Below are 16985 nucleotides of genomic sequence, written 5' to 3'. Positions count from 1 at the left end.
GAGCCTGATGTGAGCCTATTAGAAGAAAACCAATCCACTGATCTGGAAAAAATGGTCGGCCTCAGCCGTCGCGGTTTCATCAGCGCCGGTGCGTTGTGCGGCGCGGCGATGTTCCTGGGCGGCAACCTGTTGACCCGCAGCGTCATGGCCGCCAGCGTCAGCGCCGGCAACAGCCGTCTGCTCGGTTTCGAGAGCATCCCGGCAGCGACCACCGACGCCATCAGCCTGCCCAAAGGCTACAAGTCGTCGGTGCTGATCAGTTGGGGCCAGCCGCTGCAAAAGAACGGCCCGGCCTTCGACCCGAGCGGCAATGGCACCGCCGCCGCCCAGGAAGTGCAGTTCGGCGACAACAACGACGGCATGAGCCTGTTCGCCTTCCCCGACGACAAGAACCGCGCGTTGATGGCGATCAACAACGAATACACCAACTACCGTTATCTGTATCCGCACGGCGGCATGCCGCAATCGGCCGAAGACGTGCGCAAGGCGCTGGCCTGTGAAGGCGTGTCGGTGATCGAAGTGCAGCGCAAGAACGGCCAATGGCAGTTCGTCCAGGGCTCGCGCTACAACCGTCGCATCCACGGCAACTCGCCGCTGCGCATCAGCGGTCCGGCCCGCGGCCACAACTTGATGAAAACCGCCGCCGACAAGCACGGCAAGAAAGTTCTCGGCACGTTCCAGAACTGCGCCAACGGCAAGACGCCATGGGGCACCTACCTGACCTGCGAAGAAAACTTCACCGACTGCTTCGGCAGCAGCAACGCCCAGCAGCAGTTCGATGCCGCGCAAAAACGCTACGGCGTCGTCGCCAGCAGCAAAGACATCAACTGGCACCCGCACGACCCGCGCTTCGACATGGCCAAGAACCCGAACGAACTCAACCGCCACGGCTGGGTGGTCGAGATCGATCCGTTCGACCCGCAATCGACCCCGGTCAAACGCACCGCGCTGGGCCGCTTCAAACATGAAAACGCCGCTCTGGCCGAGACCGATGACGGTCGCGCCGTGGTGTACATGGGCGACGACGAGCGTGGCGAGTTCATCTACAAATTCGTCAGCCGCGACCGCATCAATCACCGCAATCAAAAGGCCAACCGCGACATCCTCGACCACGGCACCCTGTATGTGGCGAAATTCGATGCCGGTGACGGCAACCCCGATCACCCGAAAGGCCAGGGCCAGTGGATCGAACTGACTCACGGCAAAAACGGCATCGACGCCAGCAGCGGGTTTTCCGATCAGGCCGAAGTGCTGATCCACGCGCGCCTTGCCGCCAGCGTGGTTGGCGCAACACGCATGGACCGCCCGGAGTGGATCGTGGTCAGCCCCAAGGACGGCCAGGTCTATTGCACCCTGACCAACAACGCCAAACGCGGCGAAGACGGGCAACCGGTGGGCGGGCCGAACCCGCGCGAGAAGAACGTCTACGGGCAGATTCTGCGCTGGCGCACCGACCGCGACGATCACGGCTCGAAGACTTTTGCCTGGGATCTGTTTGTGGTTGCCGGCAACCCGGGCGTGCATGCCGGGACGCCGAAGGGCGGCTCATCGAACATCACCCCGCAGAACATGTTCAACAGCCCGGACGGTCTGGGTTTCGACAAGGCCGGACGCCTGTGGATTCTCACCGACGGCGATTCGAGCAATGCCGGGGATTTCGCCGGCATGGGCAACAACCAGATGCTCTGCGCCGATCCTGCGACCGGTGAGATTCGCCGTTTCATGGTCGGGCCGGTGGGTTGCGAAGTGACCGGGATCAGCTTCTCGCCGGATCAGAAAACCCTGTTTGTCGGGATTCAGCATCCCGGTGAAAACGGCGGTTCGACCTTCCCCGAGCATCTGCCCAATGGCAAACCGCGGTCTTCGGTGATGGCGATTACCCGCGAGGATGGCGGGATCGTCGGCGCCTGATAAACCGCTTTCGCGAGCAGGCTCGCTCCCACAGAGGATTGCATTTCAATGTGGGAGCGAGCCTGCTCGCGAATAGGCCAGACCAGACACCAACCACCTTCGCGCTGCCATCTGCGTTACCATGCCGAGCCGGACGCAGCAGCCTGCTGCGCGCAGGAGTCAGCATGGCCCACCCGTTTGAAACCCTCACCCCCGATCTCGTCCTGGATGCCGTCGAAAGCATCGGTTTCCTCAGCGACGCGCGCATTCTGGCGCTCAACAGCTACGAGAACCGCGTCTATCAGGTCGGCATCGAAGACTCCGAGCCGCTGATCGCCAAGTTCTACCGTCCGCAGCGCTGGACCAACGAAGCCATCCTCGAGGAGCACCAGTTCACCTTCGAACTGGCCGACATCGACATCCCGGTAGTAGCGCCGCTGATCCACAACGGCGAAACCCTGCATGAGCACGCCGGTTTCCGCTTCACCCTGTTCCCGCGCCGTGGGGGCCGTGCGCCGGAGCCCGGCAATCTTGATCAACTGTATCGCCTCGGCCAGTTGCTCGGGCGCATGCATGCGGTGGGCGGCACCAAGCCGTTCAAGCACCGCGAAGCCCTCGCGGTGCAGAACTTCGGCCATGCCTCGCTGAACACCCTGCTCGAAGGCAACTTCATTCCCAAGAGCCTGCTGCCGGCTTACGAGTCGGTTGCCCGCGACCTGCTCAAACGCGTCGAAGATGTCTACGCCGCCACGCCGCACCAGAACATCCGCATGCACGGTGACTGCCACCCCGGCAACATGATGTGCCGCGACGAGATGTTCCACATCGTCGACCTCGACGATTGCCGCATGGGCCCGGCGGTGCAGGACATCTGGATGATGCTCGCCGGCGATCGCCAGGAGTGTCTGGGGCAGTTGTCGGAGTTGATGGACGGCTACAACGAATTCCATGATTTCGACCCGCGCGAACTGGCACTGATCGAACCGTTGCGCGCCCTGCGCCTGATGCACTACAGCGCCTGGCTGGCGCGGCGCTGGGACGACCCGGCGTTCCCGCACAGCTTTCCGTGGTTCGGCACGGAACGGTACTGGGGCGATCAGGTGCTGGCGTTGCGTGAGCAGCTGGCGGCACTGAATGAAGAGCCGCTGAAACTCTTCTGATCAAAGATCAAAAGATCGCAGCCTTCGGCAGCTCCTACCTTGGAATGCATATCCCTGTAGGAGCTGCCGAAGGCTGCGATCTTTTTGCTTTCTGACACGACACATCTATACAACCTCCTTACAATCCTTTCTTTGTCAGCTGCCCGAGCAAGGATTCTGCATGCAAGCCGCCAACCCGCGTCGCGGGTACATTCTGGGCCTGAGCGCCTACATCATCTGGGGCCTGTTCCCGATCTATTTCAAAGCCATCGCCGAAGTCCCGGCAGTCGAGATCATCATCCATCGGGTGCTGTGGTCAGCGCTGTTCGGTGCGTTGCTGCTGATGGTCTGGAAACATCCCGGCTGGTTGCGCGAGTTGCTGGACAACCCCAAACGTCTCGCGATCCTCGCATTGAGCGGTACGCTGATCGCTGCGAACTGGCTGACTTACGTCTGGTCGGTGAACAACGGCCGCATGCTCGAGGCGAGTCTGGGTTACTACATCAATCCGCTGGTCAACGTGCTGTTGGGCATGGTGATCCTTGGCGAAAGACTGCGACGTATGCAGTGGGTGGCGGTGGGTCTGGCTGCGGTGGGTGTGGCGCAACAGGTGTGGCAGGTCGGCAGTCTGCCGTGGGTCTCGTTGGCGCTGGCGTTGACCTTCGGTTTCTACGGTCTGATCCGCAAGCAGGCGCCGGTCAAGGCGTTGCCGGGGCTGGTGGTGGAAACCTGGATGCTGGTGCCGATTGCGATTGCGTGGTTGCTGTTCAATCAGACTGCGACCAGCGTGCAACCTGCCTTCTGGACTACGTCCGAGGCGTGGTGGCTGGTGGCCGCCGGCCCGGTAACGCTGGTGCCGCTGGTGTGTTTCAACGCCGCCACCCGCCATCTGCCTTACACCACCATTGGTTTCCTGCAATACATCGCGCCGACCCTGGTGCTACTGCAGGCCGTGCTGCTGTTTGGCGAGCATTTGTCGTCCAGCACGCTGGTTGCCTTCATGTTTATCTGGGCCGGTCTGGCGGTGTACAGCGTCGATGCGTGGATAAGTTTGCGCCGACGCGCCTGATCAAAAAACGCACAAACCTCCGCAGGCCACAGTTCTCGTGGCCTGCATCGTTCCTTCCCAAGGTTATCCACAGCGTGATCCCCGCCGTTTGTGCGCAAGTCACTGAATGTTGGCGGTTTTTTGATCAACGGGCGCAAAGCCACAGCCGGCGTGGCGTGGCGGTCTGTCTCTACAGGTTATCCACAGGCAGGTGCACGTTAAACCTGAATAACCTCTGCGGCGTTCAATCCTCGGTGCGTAGCACCAGTTCCACCATCAACTCGTCGGCCAGCGTTTCCAGGCGCGCCTGCAATTCATCCAGGGACAGCGTCAGCGGCACCGCCAGAATCGCCTCGGCATGAAACAGCAACTCGCTGCTCATTGGTGCCGGGCGCACCTCAGTCACCAGCCGTTCCAGGTTCACGCCCTGCTCACCCAACAGTTGGGTGATATCACGGACGATACCCGGGCGATCATTGCCGACCAGTTCCATGGCGATCGGTTTCCAGGTGCAGGATTGTTCGACGGCGCTCTCAGCGATCAACACGCGGATGCCATGCGCCGACAGCGCCTGCAGGGAGTCGACCAGTTCATCGTAAGCCTCCGCCGGAACGCCCACGCGCAGAATCCCGGCGAACTGCCCGGCCATCCGCGACATGCGGCTTTCCAGCCAGTTACCACCGTGCTCGGCGATGCATTGGGCGACGCGTTCGACCTGCCCGGGCTTGTCCGCGGCGAAAACGGTGAGTACGAGATGGTCCATGGCGCAGCCCTCTGTGCATGACTTTTGTTAACGAAGGGCAAGTATAGGCAAGGGCTGGTTTTGTGTTGAGTTGACTGGCCCTCGCAAGCAGGCTCGCTCCCACACGGATCGCATTGCAAATGTGGGAGCGAGCCTGCTCGCGAATAGTGGCATCAGCGACATGTCCGAAAGACAAATCGTGTACAACTTTCGATATTTAGCTGGAACAATCCAACACTTTTTTGAGAACATCGCGCTCCGCGACGTGACCGCAATGCGTCATGAGGTCGCAGAACGACGTAATTAGTCCGATTTTCACAAGCGCAACTCATCATGTAGTATGCCGCAGCGCGCACTACATAACGCTGGATCGATGTCTGCCCAAGGTCGTTCGCAACCCTGAAAGCGCCGTCAGCAAGGCCTCCAAGCCGTTGATCGGTCCTGGCCCAGCCGCCTGCAATGGCATGTACTGGTCGGCAGGTTTGTGGTTTAAATGGCCGAAAGCTTCATTGTTAAATTGACGAGCTGAAAAGCGAAATAGCTGAGCAGAGTGAGGCAAGCAATGACTGAACACGTTCAAGTCGGTGGCCTGCAGGTCGCCAAAGTCCTGTTCGACTTCGTGAACAACGAAGCCATTCCCGGTACCGGCCTCACCGCCGAACAATTCTGGGAAGGCGCCGACAAGGTCATCCACGACCTGGCGCCGAAGAACAAAGCCCTACTCGCCAAACGCGATGACTTCCAGGCGCGCATCGATGCCTGGCATCAGCAGCATGCCGGCCAGGCGCACGACGCCGTGGCCTATAAAGCTTTCCTGCAAGAGATCGGTTATCTGCTGCCAGAAGCGGCTGATTTCCAGGCCACGACGCAAAACGTCGATGACGAAATCGCCCGCACCGCCGGTCCGCAACTGGTAGTGCCGGTGATGAATGCGCGCTTCGCACTCAACGCCTCGAATGCCCGCTGGGGTTCGCTGTACGACGCCCTCTACGGCACCGACGCGATCAGCGAAGACGGCGGCGCGGAAAAAGGCAAAGGCTACAACAAGGTGCGTGGCGACAAAGTCATCGCCTTCGCCCGCGCCTTCCTCGATGAAGCCGCGCCACTCGCCGCAGGTTCCCACGTCGATTCGACCGGCTACAAAATCGCTGACGGCAAACTCGTCGTCACTCTGAAAGGCGGCAGCAACAGCGGTCTGCGCGACGACGCTCAGTTGATCGGTTTCCAGGGCGATGCCAACGCGCCGATCGCAGTTCTGCTCAAGCACAACGGCCTGCACTTCGAAATCCAGATCGATGCCAGCACCCCGGTCGGCCAGACCGATGCCGCCGGCGTCAAAGACATCCTCATGGAAGCGGCGCTGACCACGATCATGGACTGCGAAGACTCCGTGGCCGCCGTCGATGCCGACGACAAAGTGGTGATCTACCGCAACTGGCTCGGCCTGATGAAGGGCGATCTGTCGGAAGAAGTCGCCAAGGGCGGCCAGACCTTCACCCGTACCATGAACCCGGATCGCACCTACACCGCGCCCAATGGCGGTGAAGTGACCCTGCACGGTCGTTCGCTGTTGTTCGTGCGCAACGTCGGCCATCTGATGACCATCGACGCGATCCTCGACAGTCAAGGCAACGAAGTACCGGAAGGTATCCTCGATGGTCTGGTGACTTGTCTTGCGGCAATGCACAACCTCAATGGCAATACCTCGCGGCGCAACACCCGCACCGGTTCGGTGTACATCGTCAAACCGAAGATGCACGGCCCGGAAGAAGCAGCGTTCACCAACGAGTTGTTCGGGCGTATCGAAGATGTCCTGCGCCTGCCGCGCAACACCCTGAAAGTCGGGATCATGGACGAGGAGCGCCGCACCACGGTCAACCTCAAGGCCTGCATCAAGGCCGCCAGCGAGCGCGTGGTGTTCATCAATACTGGTTTCCTCGACCGCACCGGCGACGAAATCCACACCTCCATGGAGGCCGGCCCAGTAGTGCGCAAGGCTGACATGAAGGCCGAGAAGTGGATCGGCGCCTACGAAAACTGGAACGTCGATATCGGTCTGAGCACTGGCCTGCAGGGTCGTGCGCAAATCGGTAAAGGCATGTGGGCGATGCCTGATCTGATGGCGGCGATGCTCGAACAGAAGATCGCTCATCCGCTGGCCGGCGCCAACACTGCCTGGGTGCCATCGCCGACCGCCGCAGCGCTGCACGCGCTGCACTACCACAAGGTCGATGTGTTCGCACGTCAGGCCGAACTGGCCAAACGTGGGCGCGCCTCGGTGGACGACATCCTGACCATTCCATTGGCAGTGAACCCAAGCTGGACACCAGAGCAGATCAAGAACGAACTGGACAACAACGCCCAGGGCATTCTCGGTTACGTGGTGCGCTGGATCGACCAGGGCGTCGGTTGCTCGAAAGTGCCGGACATCAACGACGTCGGCCTGATGGAAGACCGTGCGACGCTGCGTATCTCCAGCCAGCACATCGCCAACTGGCTGCGCCACGGTATCGTCACCCAGGAGCAAGTGATGGAAAGCCTCAAGCGCATGGCGCCGGTGGTCGACCGTCAGAACGCCAACGACCCGCTGTATCGCCCGCTGGCACCAGATTTCGACAGCAACATCGCCTTCCAGGCGGCGGTCGAACTGGTGATCGAAGGCACCAAACAGCCCAATGGCTACACCGAGCCGGTGCTGCACCGCCGTCGTCGTGAGTTCAAGGCCGCGAATGGTCTGTAACGTACGCTGATGGCCGAAATGAAAAGGCCCTGATCGAGAGATCAGGGCCTTTTTTGTTTATGTGCTCGGCGTCGGGTTAGCTAAGCTGCGCAGATCCAACCCCCTCACCCCAGCCCTCTCCCCCAAGGGGGCGAGGGGGAAAGGGAGCCGATCTTTGTGCTTTTCAGAACCGGAGTTCGACTGAGGAGTCTCAGGTCGGTGTACCACGAATATTCACCGCGGTCAGTCCCCTCTCCCTCCGGGAGAGGGTTAGGGTGAGGGGCTTCTAGGGTTCTATACCCAATTCGTGTTTCACCAAACCCAACAACTTCCCCGTATCAATCGGCTTGAGCAGAAAATCCACCACGCTCAAGTGCATCGCCGCGATCGCGTCTTTCACGTCGGCATCGCCCGACACAATGATGATCGGCATCGCTGCGCGCACCGATTCGCGCACCTGGCGGATCAGGTCGAGGCCATCGACATTGCCCATGCGCAGATCGGTAATGACCAGCCCGATCGAAGGCTTTTGCTCAAGCATTTTCAGCGCCGTTTCACCGCTGGCTGCGGTCATGCAATGAATGCCATCGAGCGCGAGAATCTCCGACAACAGCTCGCGGGCGTCCTTGTCGTCGTCGACGATCAACACACGCTGCGGCGGCAGATCGGGTTCGAGCATTACTGCGCTGAGCGCTTCACGCTCGGCGTCGCTCAAAATATCGTGGTCGGACATGGCGCTCTCTAAATGTTCAATCAATCCCTGGCAAGTCGTCAGACATCGCCGGACAGCGCTTCAATGTGCACTTCGTCGGATTTTTTTCCAAGGGGCTACGACGAGCTTTTGCGAGCTTTTGCGTAGGTTATTTCCGAAAATCGGCCGATGGTGGCAAAACCTAGACTTACGTCCAATGGGCACCCTGCCCGTCGGGGTCGACCATGGCCGCAACGATCCGACAACAACAATTCGAAAAAGACTGCGGTAATGGTTATGAGCAAAGCGGACGCCTTCACCCAGGCAGGGAAAACCGCGGTTTTGCAGAATATTCAGGGCACCCTGCAATTCCTTCAGCGCTTCCCGCCCTTCAATCAGATGGAACACGCCCACCTCGCCTATCTGGTGGAGCAATGTCAGCTGCGTTTTTTTGCCCAGGGCGAGAGCATCATCAAACCGGCCGACGGCCCGGTCGAACACTTTCACATCGTCAAACAGGGTCGGGTGGTCGGCGAACGCCAGCACATCACCAGGCCCGGCACCGAGACCACGTTCGAAATCACCACCGGCGAATGCTTTCCGCTGGCGGCGCTGCTCGGTGAGCGCGCCACACGCACCGAACATCTGGCGGGCGAAGACACCTTCTGCCTGCAACTGAACAAACTGGCGTTCATCAAACTGTTCGCCCTCTCCAGCACCTTCCGCGACTTCGCCCTGCGCGGGGTCAGCAGCCTGCTCGATCAGGTCAACCAGCAAGTGCAACAAAAAGCCGTGGAAACCCTCGGCACTCAGTACTCGCTGAACACCCGCCTCGGTGAACTGGCGATGCGTCATCCGGTGACTTGCAGCGCCGATACGCCACTGCGTGAAGCGGTGAAGCTGATGCACGAGCAACAGGTCGGCAGCATCGTCGCGGTTGACGAGCACAAGGCGCCGCTGGGAATTTTCACCCTGCGCGATTTGCGCCATGTGGTGGCCGAAGGTGTCGGCGATTTCAGCGACGCCATCGCACAGCACATGACCCGATCGCCGTTTTATCTGTCGCCGGATCACAGCGCATTCGATGCGGCGATCGCCATGACCGAGCGGCATATCGCCCACGTGTGTCTGGTCAAGGATCAGCGCCTGTGCGGGGTGGTTTCCGAACGTGACCTGTTCTCCCTGCAACGGGTCGATCTGGTGCATCTGGCCCGGACCATCCGCAGCGCGCAACGGGTCGAACAACTGGTGACCCTGCGCGGCGAGATCGGCCAACTGGTCGAACGCATGCTCGCTCACGGCGCGTCGTCGACGCAGATCACCCACATCATTACGTTGCTCAACGATCACACGGTGTGCCGGGTGATCGAATTGACCCTTGCGGAAAAAGGCGACCCGGGGGTGCCGTTCAGTTGGCTGTGTTTCGGCAGCGAGGGCCGGCGCGAGCAGACACTGCACACCGATCAGGACAACGGCATTCTGTTCGACGCGCGCGATGCGGCGCACGCGGCGGAGATTCGCGGCAAGCTGCTGCCGATCGCCCAGCATATCAACCAGAGCCTGGCGCAGTGCGGCTTCACCCTGTGCAAGGGCAACGTCATGGCCGGCAATCCCGAGCTGTGCTTGTCGCGGGCCGAGTGGGCGCGGCGCTTTGCGGCGTTCATCCGTGAAGCCACGCCGGAGAACCTGCTGGGCTCAAGCATTTATTTCGACCTGCGCGTGGTCTGGGGCGATGAGCAAGGCTGCGAGCAATTGCGCCGGGGCATTCTCGATCAGGTCGGTGACAACCGTTTGTTCCAGCGCATGCTCGCCGAAAATGCCCTGCGCAATCGCCCCCCGGTCGGGCGTTTCCGCGAATTCGTGCTGGCCCGCAAGAACGGCGAGAAGGCCACGCTGGATCTGAAAATCCAGGGTTTGACGCCGTTCGTCGACGGCGCCCGCCTGCTGGCGCTGGCCAATGGCATCGACGCCAACAACACCCTCGAGCGCTTCCGCCAACTGGTGGATAAAGAAGTTATCGAGCCACTCGACGGCGCGGCGTATGAAGAGGCCTATCACTTCATTCAGCAAACGCGGATGCAGCAGCATCAGCTGCAGACCCGGGAGAACCAGCCATATTCCAATCGCGTCGATCCCGACAGCCTCAATCACCTCGATCGGCGCATCCTGCGTGAATCCCTGCGGCAGGCGCAGCGCCTGCAAAGCAGCCTGACGTTGCGGTATCAGCTATGAGCCTGTTTTCCTGGCTGCGCCCGGCCAGTCCCGTCGTGCCGGCCGCGTTTGCACAGCGACTGGCGCGATTGCCGAGCATCACCGAGCTGAGCGCATGCAGCCTGCGCGAGCAGCGCTGGGTGGTGCTGGATCTGGAAACTACCGGCCTCAACATCAACAGGGACCGTGTGTTGTCGATCGGCGCCGTGGTGATCGAGGACGGCGCGATCGATTTACGCCAGCAGTTCGAAAGGACCTTGCAATGCCGGGAATTGAAGCTCAGCCCCAGCGTGCTGATTCATGGCCTCGGGCCGAATGCGATTGCCGCGGGTAGTGATCCGGCGGAAGCATTGCTGGAGTTGCTGGAGTTCATCGGCGACAGCCCGCTGCTGGCGTTTCATGCGCCGTTCGATCAGCACATGCTCGGGCGTGCGCTTAAGGAGCATCTGGGGCACAAGCTGCAGCATGTATTTCTGGATGTGGCGGATCTCGCCCCGCTGCTGTGTCCGCAGGCACAGATTCGCGAGGCCGGGCTGGATGAGTGGATCGAGTGGTTTCGCCTTGAAGTGTTCGAACGGCATAACGCCAGTGCCGATGCATTGGCCACGGCGGAACTGGCATTGATTCTGTTCAGCCGGGCGCGGGCGCAGCAGATTGACAGCCCGTTGCAGCTGCAGCAGCGGTTGGGTCAGTGGAAGCGCAGGCAGCAGGCGCCGTCCTTTTGAACTGTGTCAGATTCAAAATCCATCCCCCTCACCCCAGCCCTCTCCCCCAAGGGGGCGAGGGGGAAAGGGAGCAGATCTTCATGCTTTTCAAATCTGAGTTCGACTCCGATATCTCAAGTCGGCGCATCTTCAGTATTCAATGCGGTCGGTCCCCTCTCCCCCGGGAGAGGGCTAGGGTGAGGGGCTGCCCTTGATTCACCACCTGACCAGTGGCCAATTGCTAACCATTCCCACCTCTGCCAGAATCGCGAACTATTCTCGTTAGTTAACATTTCCCAATCGGTGATGTCCGGTGTCGTCAGTGCCCAACCCCCACAGTGAGCTCGTCGGTGCGATGTATCGCGACCATCGCGGTTGGCTGCTGTCGTGGTTGCGGCGCAATGTGGCCTGTCCACAGCGCGCCGAGGATTTGAGTCAGGACACGTTCGTGCGCCTGCTCAACCGCGACGAATTGCTGACGCCGCGCGAGCCGCGGGCGTTTCTGGTGGCGATCGCCAAAGGCCTGTTGTTCGACTACTTCCGCCGCGCCGCGCTGGAACAGGCCTACCTCACCGAACTGATGCTGATCCCCGAGGGCGAACAGCCGTCGGTGGAAGAACAGCAAATGATCCTCGACGACCTCAAAGCCATCGATCGCCTGCTCGGCAAGTTGTCGACCAAGGCTCGTGCGGCCTTTCTGTATAACCGCCTCGACGGCCTCAGCCACGCCGAGATCGCCGGCAAACTCGGCGTCTCGGTGCCGCGCGTGCGGCAGTATCTGGCCCAAGGCCTGCGCCAGTGCTACATCGCCCTCTACGGTGAGCCGACATGACCGCGGCCAGTTCGCGCCCGGTGCCGGCGCATGTGCTGGACGCGGCGATTGCCTGGCAATTGACCCTCGATTCGAGCACCGCGCTGGAGCGCGAAGAATTCGCCAAATGGCACGCGGCCCATGAAGAACACGCCCGCGCCTGGCGTCAGTTGGGCATGCTCGATCAGCGCTTCAGCGTCGCCAAGGGCCCGGCGCGCAGTGCGTTGCTGCAATCGCGCGAAGGCATCCGCCGCCGCATACGCAAACTCGGCAGCGGGCTGGCCAGTGTCGTCGTGATAATCGGTCTCGGTCTGTTTGTCAGTGAGCGTTATCTGCCGCTGGATTACTGGCTCGCCGATCAGCGTACGGCCACCGGCGAACAGCGCACCGTGCGCCTGTCCGACGGCACTCTGCTCAATCTCAATACCCACAGCGCGGTCGACGTGCGCTTCGATGACAAGCGCCGCTTGATCGTGCTGCAGGAAGGCGAAATCCTCGTCGAAACCGGGCATGGCGACGCGCGGCCGTTTATCGTCGAAACCCGCGAAGGCAGCATGCGCGCGCTGGGCACGCGGTTTCTGGTCAAGCGCGAGGACGATGGCACGCGCCTGAGCGTGTTGCAGTCGGCGGTCGCGGCGCATGCCCAGGCCGACCCGCAAGAACAGATTCTGCGCGAAGGCCAACAGGTGTTGCTGCGCAGTGACGGGCTGAGCTCGATTGCCGCCCTCGCCCCCGGCGCCGATGCTTGGACGCGCGGCATGCTGGTGGTGGACAACGCGCGGCTGGGCGATCTGGTGCATGAGCTCGGGCGCTACCGCCACGGGCATCTGGGCGTGGCGCCGGAAGTGGCCGATCTGCGCATTACCGGCAGCTTTCCGCTGCACGACACCGACAAGGCGCTGAGTGCGTTGCTGCCGACCTTGCCGGTGCAGATCGAGCGGCATACGCCCTATTGGGTCACCGTGGCGAAGGCTGATATCAAGCCTGAGTAATGCGCCGGCAGGAAAACCGCCTTCGCGAGCAGGCTCGCTCCCACATTGGCATGCGAGCACCTGTGGGAGCGAGCCTGCTCGCGAAGGCGACATCAGCCGCACAACCATTTCCTGCAAAAAATAATGTCCACCCAGCCCTATCACTTTTCCAATCTCATCCGGCACACAGGCAATTGAGAAATATTTCCATTCAGGAGCCGCCGTATGTCCCGTTCGCCAGACACCTTGTTGCGCCCCAGTCTGCTGGCCTTTGCCATCGCTTTCGGCACGCCGCTGATCAGCACTGCGTTGCTCGCCGCGGATCAAGCGTCCAGCGTGCGCGCCTACAACCTGCCGGCCGCGCCGTTGTCGACCACGCTGAACCAGATCGCCAGCCAGGGCGGCCTCGCCCTGTCCTTGAATCCGGCACTGGCCGCAGGCAAGACCTCGGCGCCGGTCACCGGCCAGTACGACGCCGCCGGTGCCCTGCGCGCAGCCTTGCGCGGCACCGGCCTGCAACTGGAGCAAAGCAGCGCCGGCACCTACTCCCTGGTGGCCGTGCCGGAAGGTACGCTGGCCCTGCCGGAAACCTCGGTCATCGGCGTGGAAAATCTGGAAAGTGCCTGGGGCCCGGTCGAAGGCTACACCGCGACCCGCACCGCCGCCGGCACCAAGACCGACACCGCACTGGTCGAAGCACCGCGTTCGATCTCTGTTGCCACGCGCCAGCAAATGGACGACCGCAGCGTGCACAGCCTCGATGACGCGGTGCGCTACATGCCGGGCATCACCGCCAGCAGCTACGGCAGCGATACGCGTGCCGACTGGCTGCGCGTGCGCGGCTTTGAACCGACCCAGTTCCTCGATGGCCTGCCGCTGCCCAAAGGCGTGTACGCCAACCCGAAACAGGAAACCTGGAACCTCGACCGCCTCGCCCTGCTTCGTGGCCCGGCCTCGTCGGTGTACGGCCAGACGCCGCCGGGCGGTTTGCTCGACATGGTCAGCCGCCGCCCGAGCGCCGAGGCCAGCAACGAAGTCCAGGTGCAATACGGCAGCGACAACCACCGCCAGATCAACTTCGCCAGCACCGGCAAGATCGATGACGCCGGGCAGTTTCTCTACGGCCTCAGCGGCGTCGTGCGCGACAGCGATACGCAAATCGACCACATCGACAACAAGCGCTACAACATCGCGCCGAGCCTGACGTGGAATATCGACGACGACACCAGGCTCACTCTGCTGACGCAGTTCACCCGCGACGATACCGGCGTCACCAGCCAGTTTTATCCGATCCAGGGCACCAGGATCGACATGCCATTTGGCAAGATTTCCCATCACAAAAACCTGGGCGATCCCGACTACGATTATTACGATCGCACCTATTACGCGCTGGGTTATGCCTTCGAACATCGGCTCAACGATGTCTGGCAGTTCAAGCAGAATCTGCGCTACACCAAATCTGACCTGTCGTTCCAGACCGTCACCGTCAACAGTTACAACCCGTCGTTTGCCGGATTTACCGTGGACGATCAGGGCAATGTCGGTCGCAGCACCACCAACGCCGATGAAGACATCAGCCAGTTCGCCGTGGACAACAACTTCCAGGCCGACTTCGCGACCGGTGAAATCCGCCACACGCTGCTGCTGGGCCTCGATCATCAGCGCAGCAACACCAACTACACGTCAATCTTCGGTTCGGCGCCGAGCATCAACGTCAACAACCCGATCTACGGCCAGCCGATCGTACGCCCGGCACGCTCCACTGCGTTTTACGATTACAACCAGAAGACCTACCAGACCGGTCTCTACGTGCAGGACCAGATGGCCCTCGACCAGTGGCGCCTGACCCTCGGCGGCCGTGAAGACTGGGTGCACACCAGCACCGAATTCTTCAACAAGGGCGACGCCACCAATACCCAGCGTGACAAGCAGTTCAGCGGCAATGCGGCGCTCAGCTACGTCTTCGACAACGGCTTCGTGCCGTACCTGTCCTACGCCGAATCGTTCCAGCCGACTACGGGCGCCGACGCCACCTCGACCGGCTCGCTCAAGCCGACCGAAGGCAAGCAATGGGAACTGGGCATCAAATACCAGCCGCCGGGCAGCAAGACCCTGCTGAGCGCCGCCGTGTATGACCTGACCCAAAAGAACGTCGCGGTGAACACCTTCGTCAATAACGTCTCGGTGACCAGCCAGACCGGTGAAGTGAAGGTCAAAGGGCTGGAGCTGGAAGCCGTGTCCGACGTTACCGACAACCTGAAAGTCATCGCCGCCTACACCCTGGCCAAATCCGAAGTGCAAAAAGGCCTCGACAAGGGCAACCGTCTGCAACTGATGCCCAACCAGCAAGCCTCGCTGTGGACCGACTACACCTGGCACAGCGGTGTGCTCGATGGTTTCGGCGTCGGCGCCGGCGTGCGCTACACCGGCAACACCTACGGCGACAAGGCCAACACCTGGCTGGGCAAGGCCGATGCCTATACCGTGTTCGACGCCAGCGTGCATTATGATCTCGGCCGTCTGGACAACAGCCTTAAAGGTGCGTCGCTGGCGGTGAACGCGACCAACCTGTTCGACAAGGACTACATTTCCACCTGCGACAGCTTCTACTGCTACTACGGCGACCAGCGCAGCGTCGTCGCCAGCGCCACTTACAAGTGGTAAGCCAGTGAGCTGAAACAGGCCCTGTTCCCAAGCCGTCCGCACCGGGCGGCTTTGGTGTTTTTGAAGGTCATGCAATGAAAAGTAAAACCATCCGCCGCTGGTCGTTCATCCACACCTGGACCAGCCTGATCTGCACGGTATTTCTGCTGATGCTGGCACTGACCGGTCTGCCGCTGATCTTCAGCCACGAGATCGATCACTTGCTGGGCAACGCCCCAGAGCTGCGCGAGATGCCGGCCGACACGCCGCAACTCAATCTGCAGCAACTGATCGAGGCCGCGCAGAAGCATCGTCCCGGCGAAGTCATGCAGTACTTCGGTTATGACGACGAAGACCCGAATGCGGCGTTCGCGATCATGGCGAAAACTGCCGACACCGAGCCGAACTCATCGCACACCTTCATGCTCGACGCGCGCACTGGCGAAGCGCTGGAAACCCCGTCAGCCAACGGCGGTTTGATGCTGTTCATCCTGCGCCTGCATGTCGACATGTTCGCCGGGCTGCCGGGCAAGCTGCTGCTGGCGTTCATGGGTTTGCTGTTTGTCGTGGCGATCGTCTCCGGCACGGTGCTGTACCTGCCGTTCATGCGCCGCTTGAAATTCGGCACCGTGCGCCAGGACAAGTCGACAAGACTGCGCTGGCTCGATCTGCACAATCTGATCGGCGTCGTGACCCTGACCTGGTGCCTGGTGGTGGGTGTGACCGGGGTGATCAGCGCCTGCGCCGACCTGCTCATCGCTGCGTGGCGCAACGATGCGCTGACAACGCTGATCGCACCGTATCGCGATGCGCCGCCGCTGACGCAACTGGCGCCGGCCACGCGCGTGCTCGACATTGCCGAAGAAGTCGCGCCGGGGATGAAGCCGGATTTCATCGCCTTCCCCGGCACACGCTTTTCCAGCGAACACCACTACTCGGTGTTCATGAAGGGCGGTACGCATCTGACCTCGCACCTGCTGACACCGGTGCTGATCGATGCCACGACGTTGCAAGTCACCGCGGTGGCCGAACGGCCGTGGTATATGGACGCCATGGGCATGTCGCAACCGCTGCATTTTGGTGACTACGGCGGCATGCCGATGAAGATACTCTGGGCGACGCTGGATGTGCTGACGATCATCGTGTTGGCCAGTGGTGTGTATCTGTGGGTGGTGCGGCGCAAAGCGGCCAAGCCTGTGCTGGAAACGGCGGAGGCCTCGGCATGAAGCCGCGTCAGTCGAGTTTCTGGAAAGTCTTCAGCACACCGATCGTGATCGCCCTGCTCAGTGCGGCGGGGCTGTTTGCGGCGTTGCTGGGGGACGGGATCTGGGATGCGTTGAGCTGGGTTGGCCTTGGCGTGCCGGCATTTCTGGCCATAAGAGGCTTTCTGCCGCGCAGCTGAAATCCTTGTAGGAG

The 16985-nt window shown here is 61.4% G+C and carries 13 protein-coding genes; 11 read left to right on the top strand and 2 right to left on the bottom strand.

Annotated features, from left to right (window positions below):
• The first annotated feature begins 9 nt into the window (after positions 1 to 9).
• From AC0Z4S_RS16130 to rarD, 3 genes are all read left to right on the top strand, one after another.
• Complete coding sequence (locus tag AC0Z4S_RS16130; protein WP_485623718.1) at positions 10 to 1911, top strand: PhoX family protein; 1902 nt, start codon at positions 10 to 12, stop codon at positions 1909 to 1911.
• Between the two features lie 164 nt (positions 1912 to 2075).
• Positions 2076 to 3050: a serine/threonine protein kinase gene (locus tag AC0Z4S_RS16125; protein ID WP_056786600.1), complete on the top strand. Its 975-nt coding sequence runs from the start codon at positions 2076 to 2078 to the stop codon at positions 3048 to 3050.
• A 160-nt stretch (positions 3051 to 3210) separates the two neighbouring features.
• Positions 3211 to 4098 (top strand): EamA family transporter RarD, encoded by an 888-nt coding sequence (gene rarD, locus AC0Z4S_RS16120; RefSeq protein WP_253496520.1) that lies wholly within the window; start codon positions 3211 to 3213, stop codon positions 4096 to 4098.
• A gap of 223 nt (positions 4099 to 4321) precedes the next feature.
• Here the strand turns inward: rarD and AC0Z4S_RS16115 are convergent, their stop codons facing one another.
• Positions 4322 to 4840, bottom strand: a complete 519-nt coding sequence (locus AC0Z4S_RS16115) for a glycine cleavage system transcriptional repressor (RefSeq protein WP_253496523.1) — start codon at positions 4838 to 4840, stop codon at positions 4322 to 4324.
• A 541-nt stretch (positions 4841 to 5381) separates the two neighbouring features.
• Here AC0Z4S_RS16115 and AC0Z4S_RS16110 point away from each other — a divergent pair.
• Positions 5382 to 7559 carry a malate synthase G gene (locus tag AC0Z4S_RS16110; RefSeq protein WP_485623717.1) on the top strand — a complete coding sequence of 726 codons (2178 nt, stop codon included), beginning with the start codon at positions 5382 to 5384 and terminating at the stop codon, positions 7557 to 7559.
• A 265-nt stretch (positions 7560 to 7824) separates the two neighbouring features.
• Here AC0Z4S_RS16110 and AC0Z4S_RS16105 read toward each other — a convergent pair whose 3' ends face one another.
• Entirely contained in the window at positions 7825 to 8271 is a 447-nt protein-coding gene (locus tag AC0Z4S_RS16105) for a response regulator (RefSeq protein ID WP_253496529.1), read from the bottom strand.
• 255 nt (positions 8272 to 8526) lie between these two features.
• Between AC0Z4S_RS16105 and AC0Z4S_RS16100 the strand changes: the two genes are divergently transcribed.
• From AC0Z4S_RS16100 to AC0Z4S_RS16070, 7 genes are all read left to right on the top strand, one after another.
• Positions 8527 to 10461, top strand: coding sequence for a putative nucleotidyltransferase substrate binding domain-containing protein (locus AC0Z4S_RS16100; protein ID WP_485623716.1), 1935 nt, complete (start codon positions 8527 to 8529; stop codon positions 10459 to 10461).
• Complete coding sequence (locus AC0Z4S_RS16095) at positions 10458 to 11165, top strand: 3'-5' exonuclease (RefSeq protein ID WP_485623715.1); 708 nt, start codon at positions 10458 to 10460, stop codon at positions 11163 to 11165. The genes AC0Z4S_RS16100 and AC0Z4S_RS16095 overlap by 4 nt, the downstream gene beginning before the upstream one ends.
• Positions 11166 to 11499: 334 nt before the next feature.
• On the top strand, positions 11500 to 11976 hold the full coding sequence (locus tag AC0Z4S_RS16090) for an RNA polymerase sigma factor (RefSeq protein ID WP_485623772.1): 477 nt from the start codon (positions 11500 to 11502) through the stop codon (positions 11974 to 11976).
• Entirely contained in the window at positions 11973 to 12947 is a 975-nt protein-coding gene (locus AC0Z4S_RS16085) for a FecR domain-containing protein (RefSeq protein WP_485623714.1), read from the top strand. The genes AC0Z4S_RS16090 and AC0Z4S_RS16085 overlap by 4 nt, the downstream gene beginning before the upstream one ends.
• 204 nt (positions 12948 to 13151) lie before the next feature.
• Positions 13152 to 15590, top strand: coding sequence for a TonB-dependent siderophore receptor (locus AC0Z4S_RS16080; protein ID WP_485623713.1), 2439 nt, complete (start codon positions 13152 to 13154; stop codon positions 15588 to 15590).
• A 74-nt stretch (positions 15591 to 15664) separates the two neighbouring features.
• Positions 15665 to 16795, top strand: coding sequence for a PepSY-associated TM helix domain-containing protein (locus AC0Z4S_RS16075; protein WP_485623712.1), 1131 nt, complete (start codon positions 15665 to 15667; stop codon positions 16793 to 16795).
• Positions 16792 to 16971, top strand: a complete 180-nt coding sequence (locus AC0Z4S_RS16070) for a hypothetical protein (protein ID WP_016772844.1) — start codon at positions 16792 to 16794, stop codon at positions 16969 to 16971. Before AC0Z4S_RS16075 ends, AC0Z4S_RS16070 begins: the two co-directional genes overlap by 4 nt.
• Positions 16972 to 16985: the final 14 nt, after the last annotated feature.

Source organism: Pseudomonas sp. 1L-B-1-E-C1 (assembly GCF_057291835.1).
This window is presented reverse-complemented; position numbering and strand designations above follow the sequence as displayed.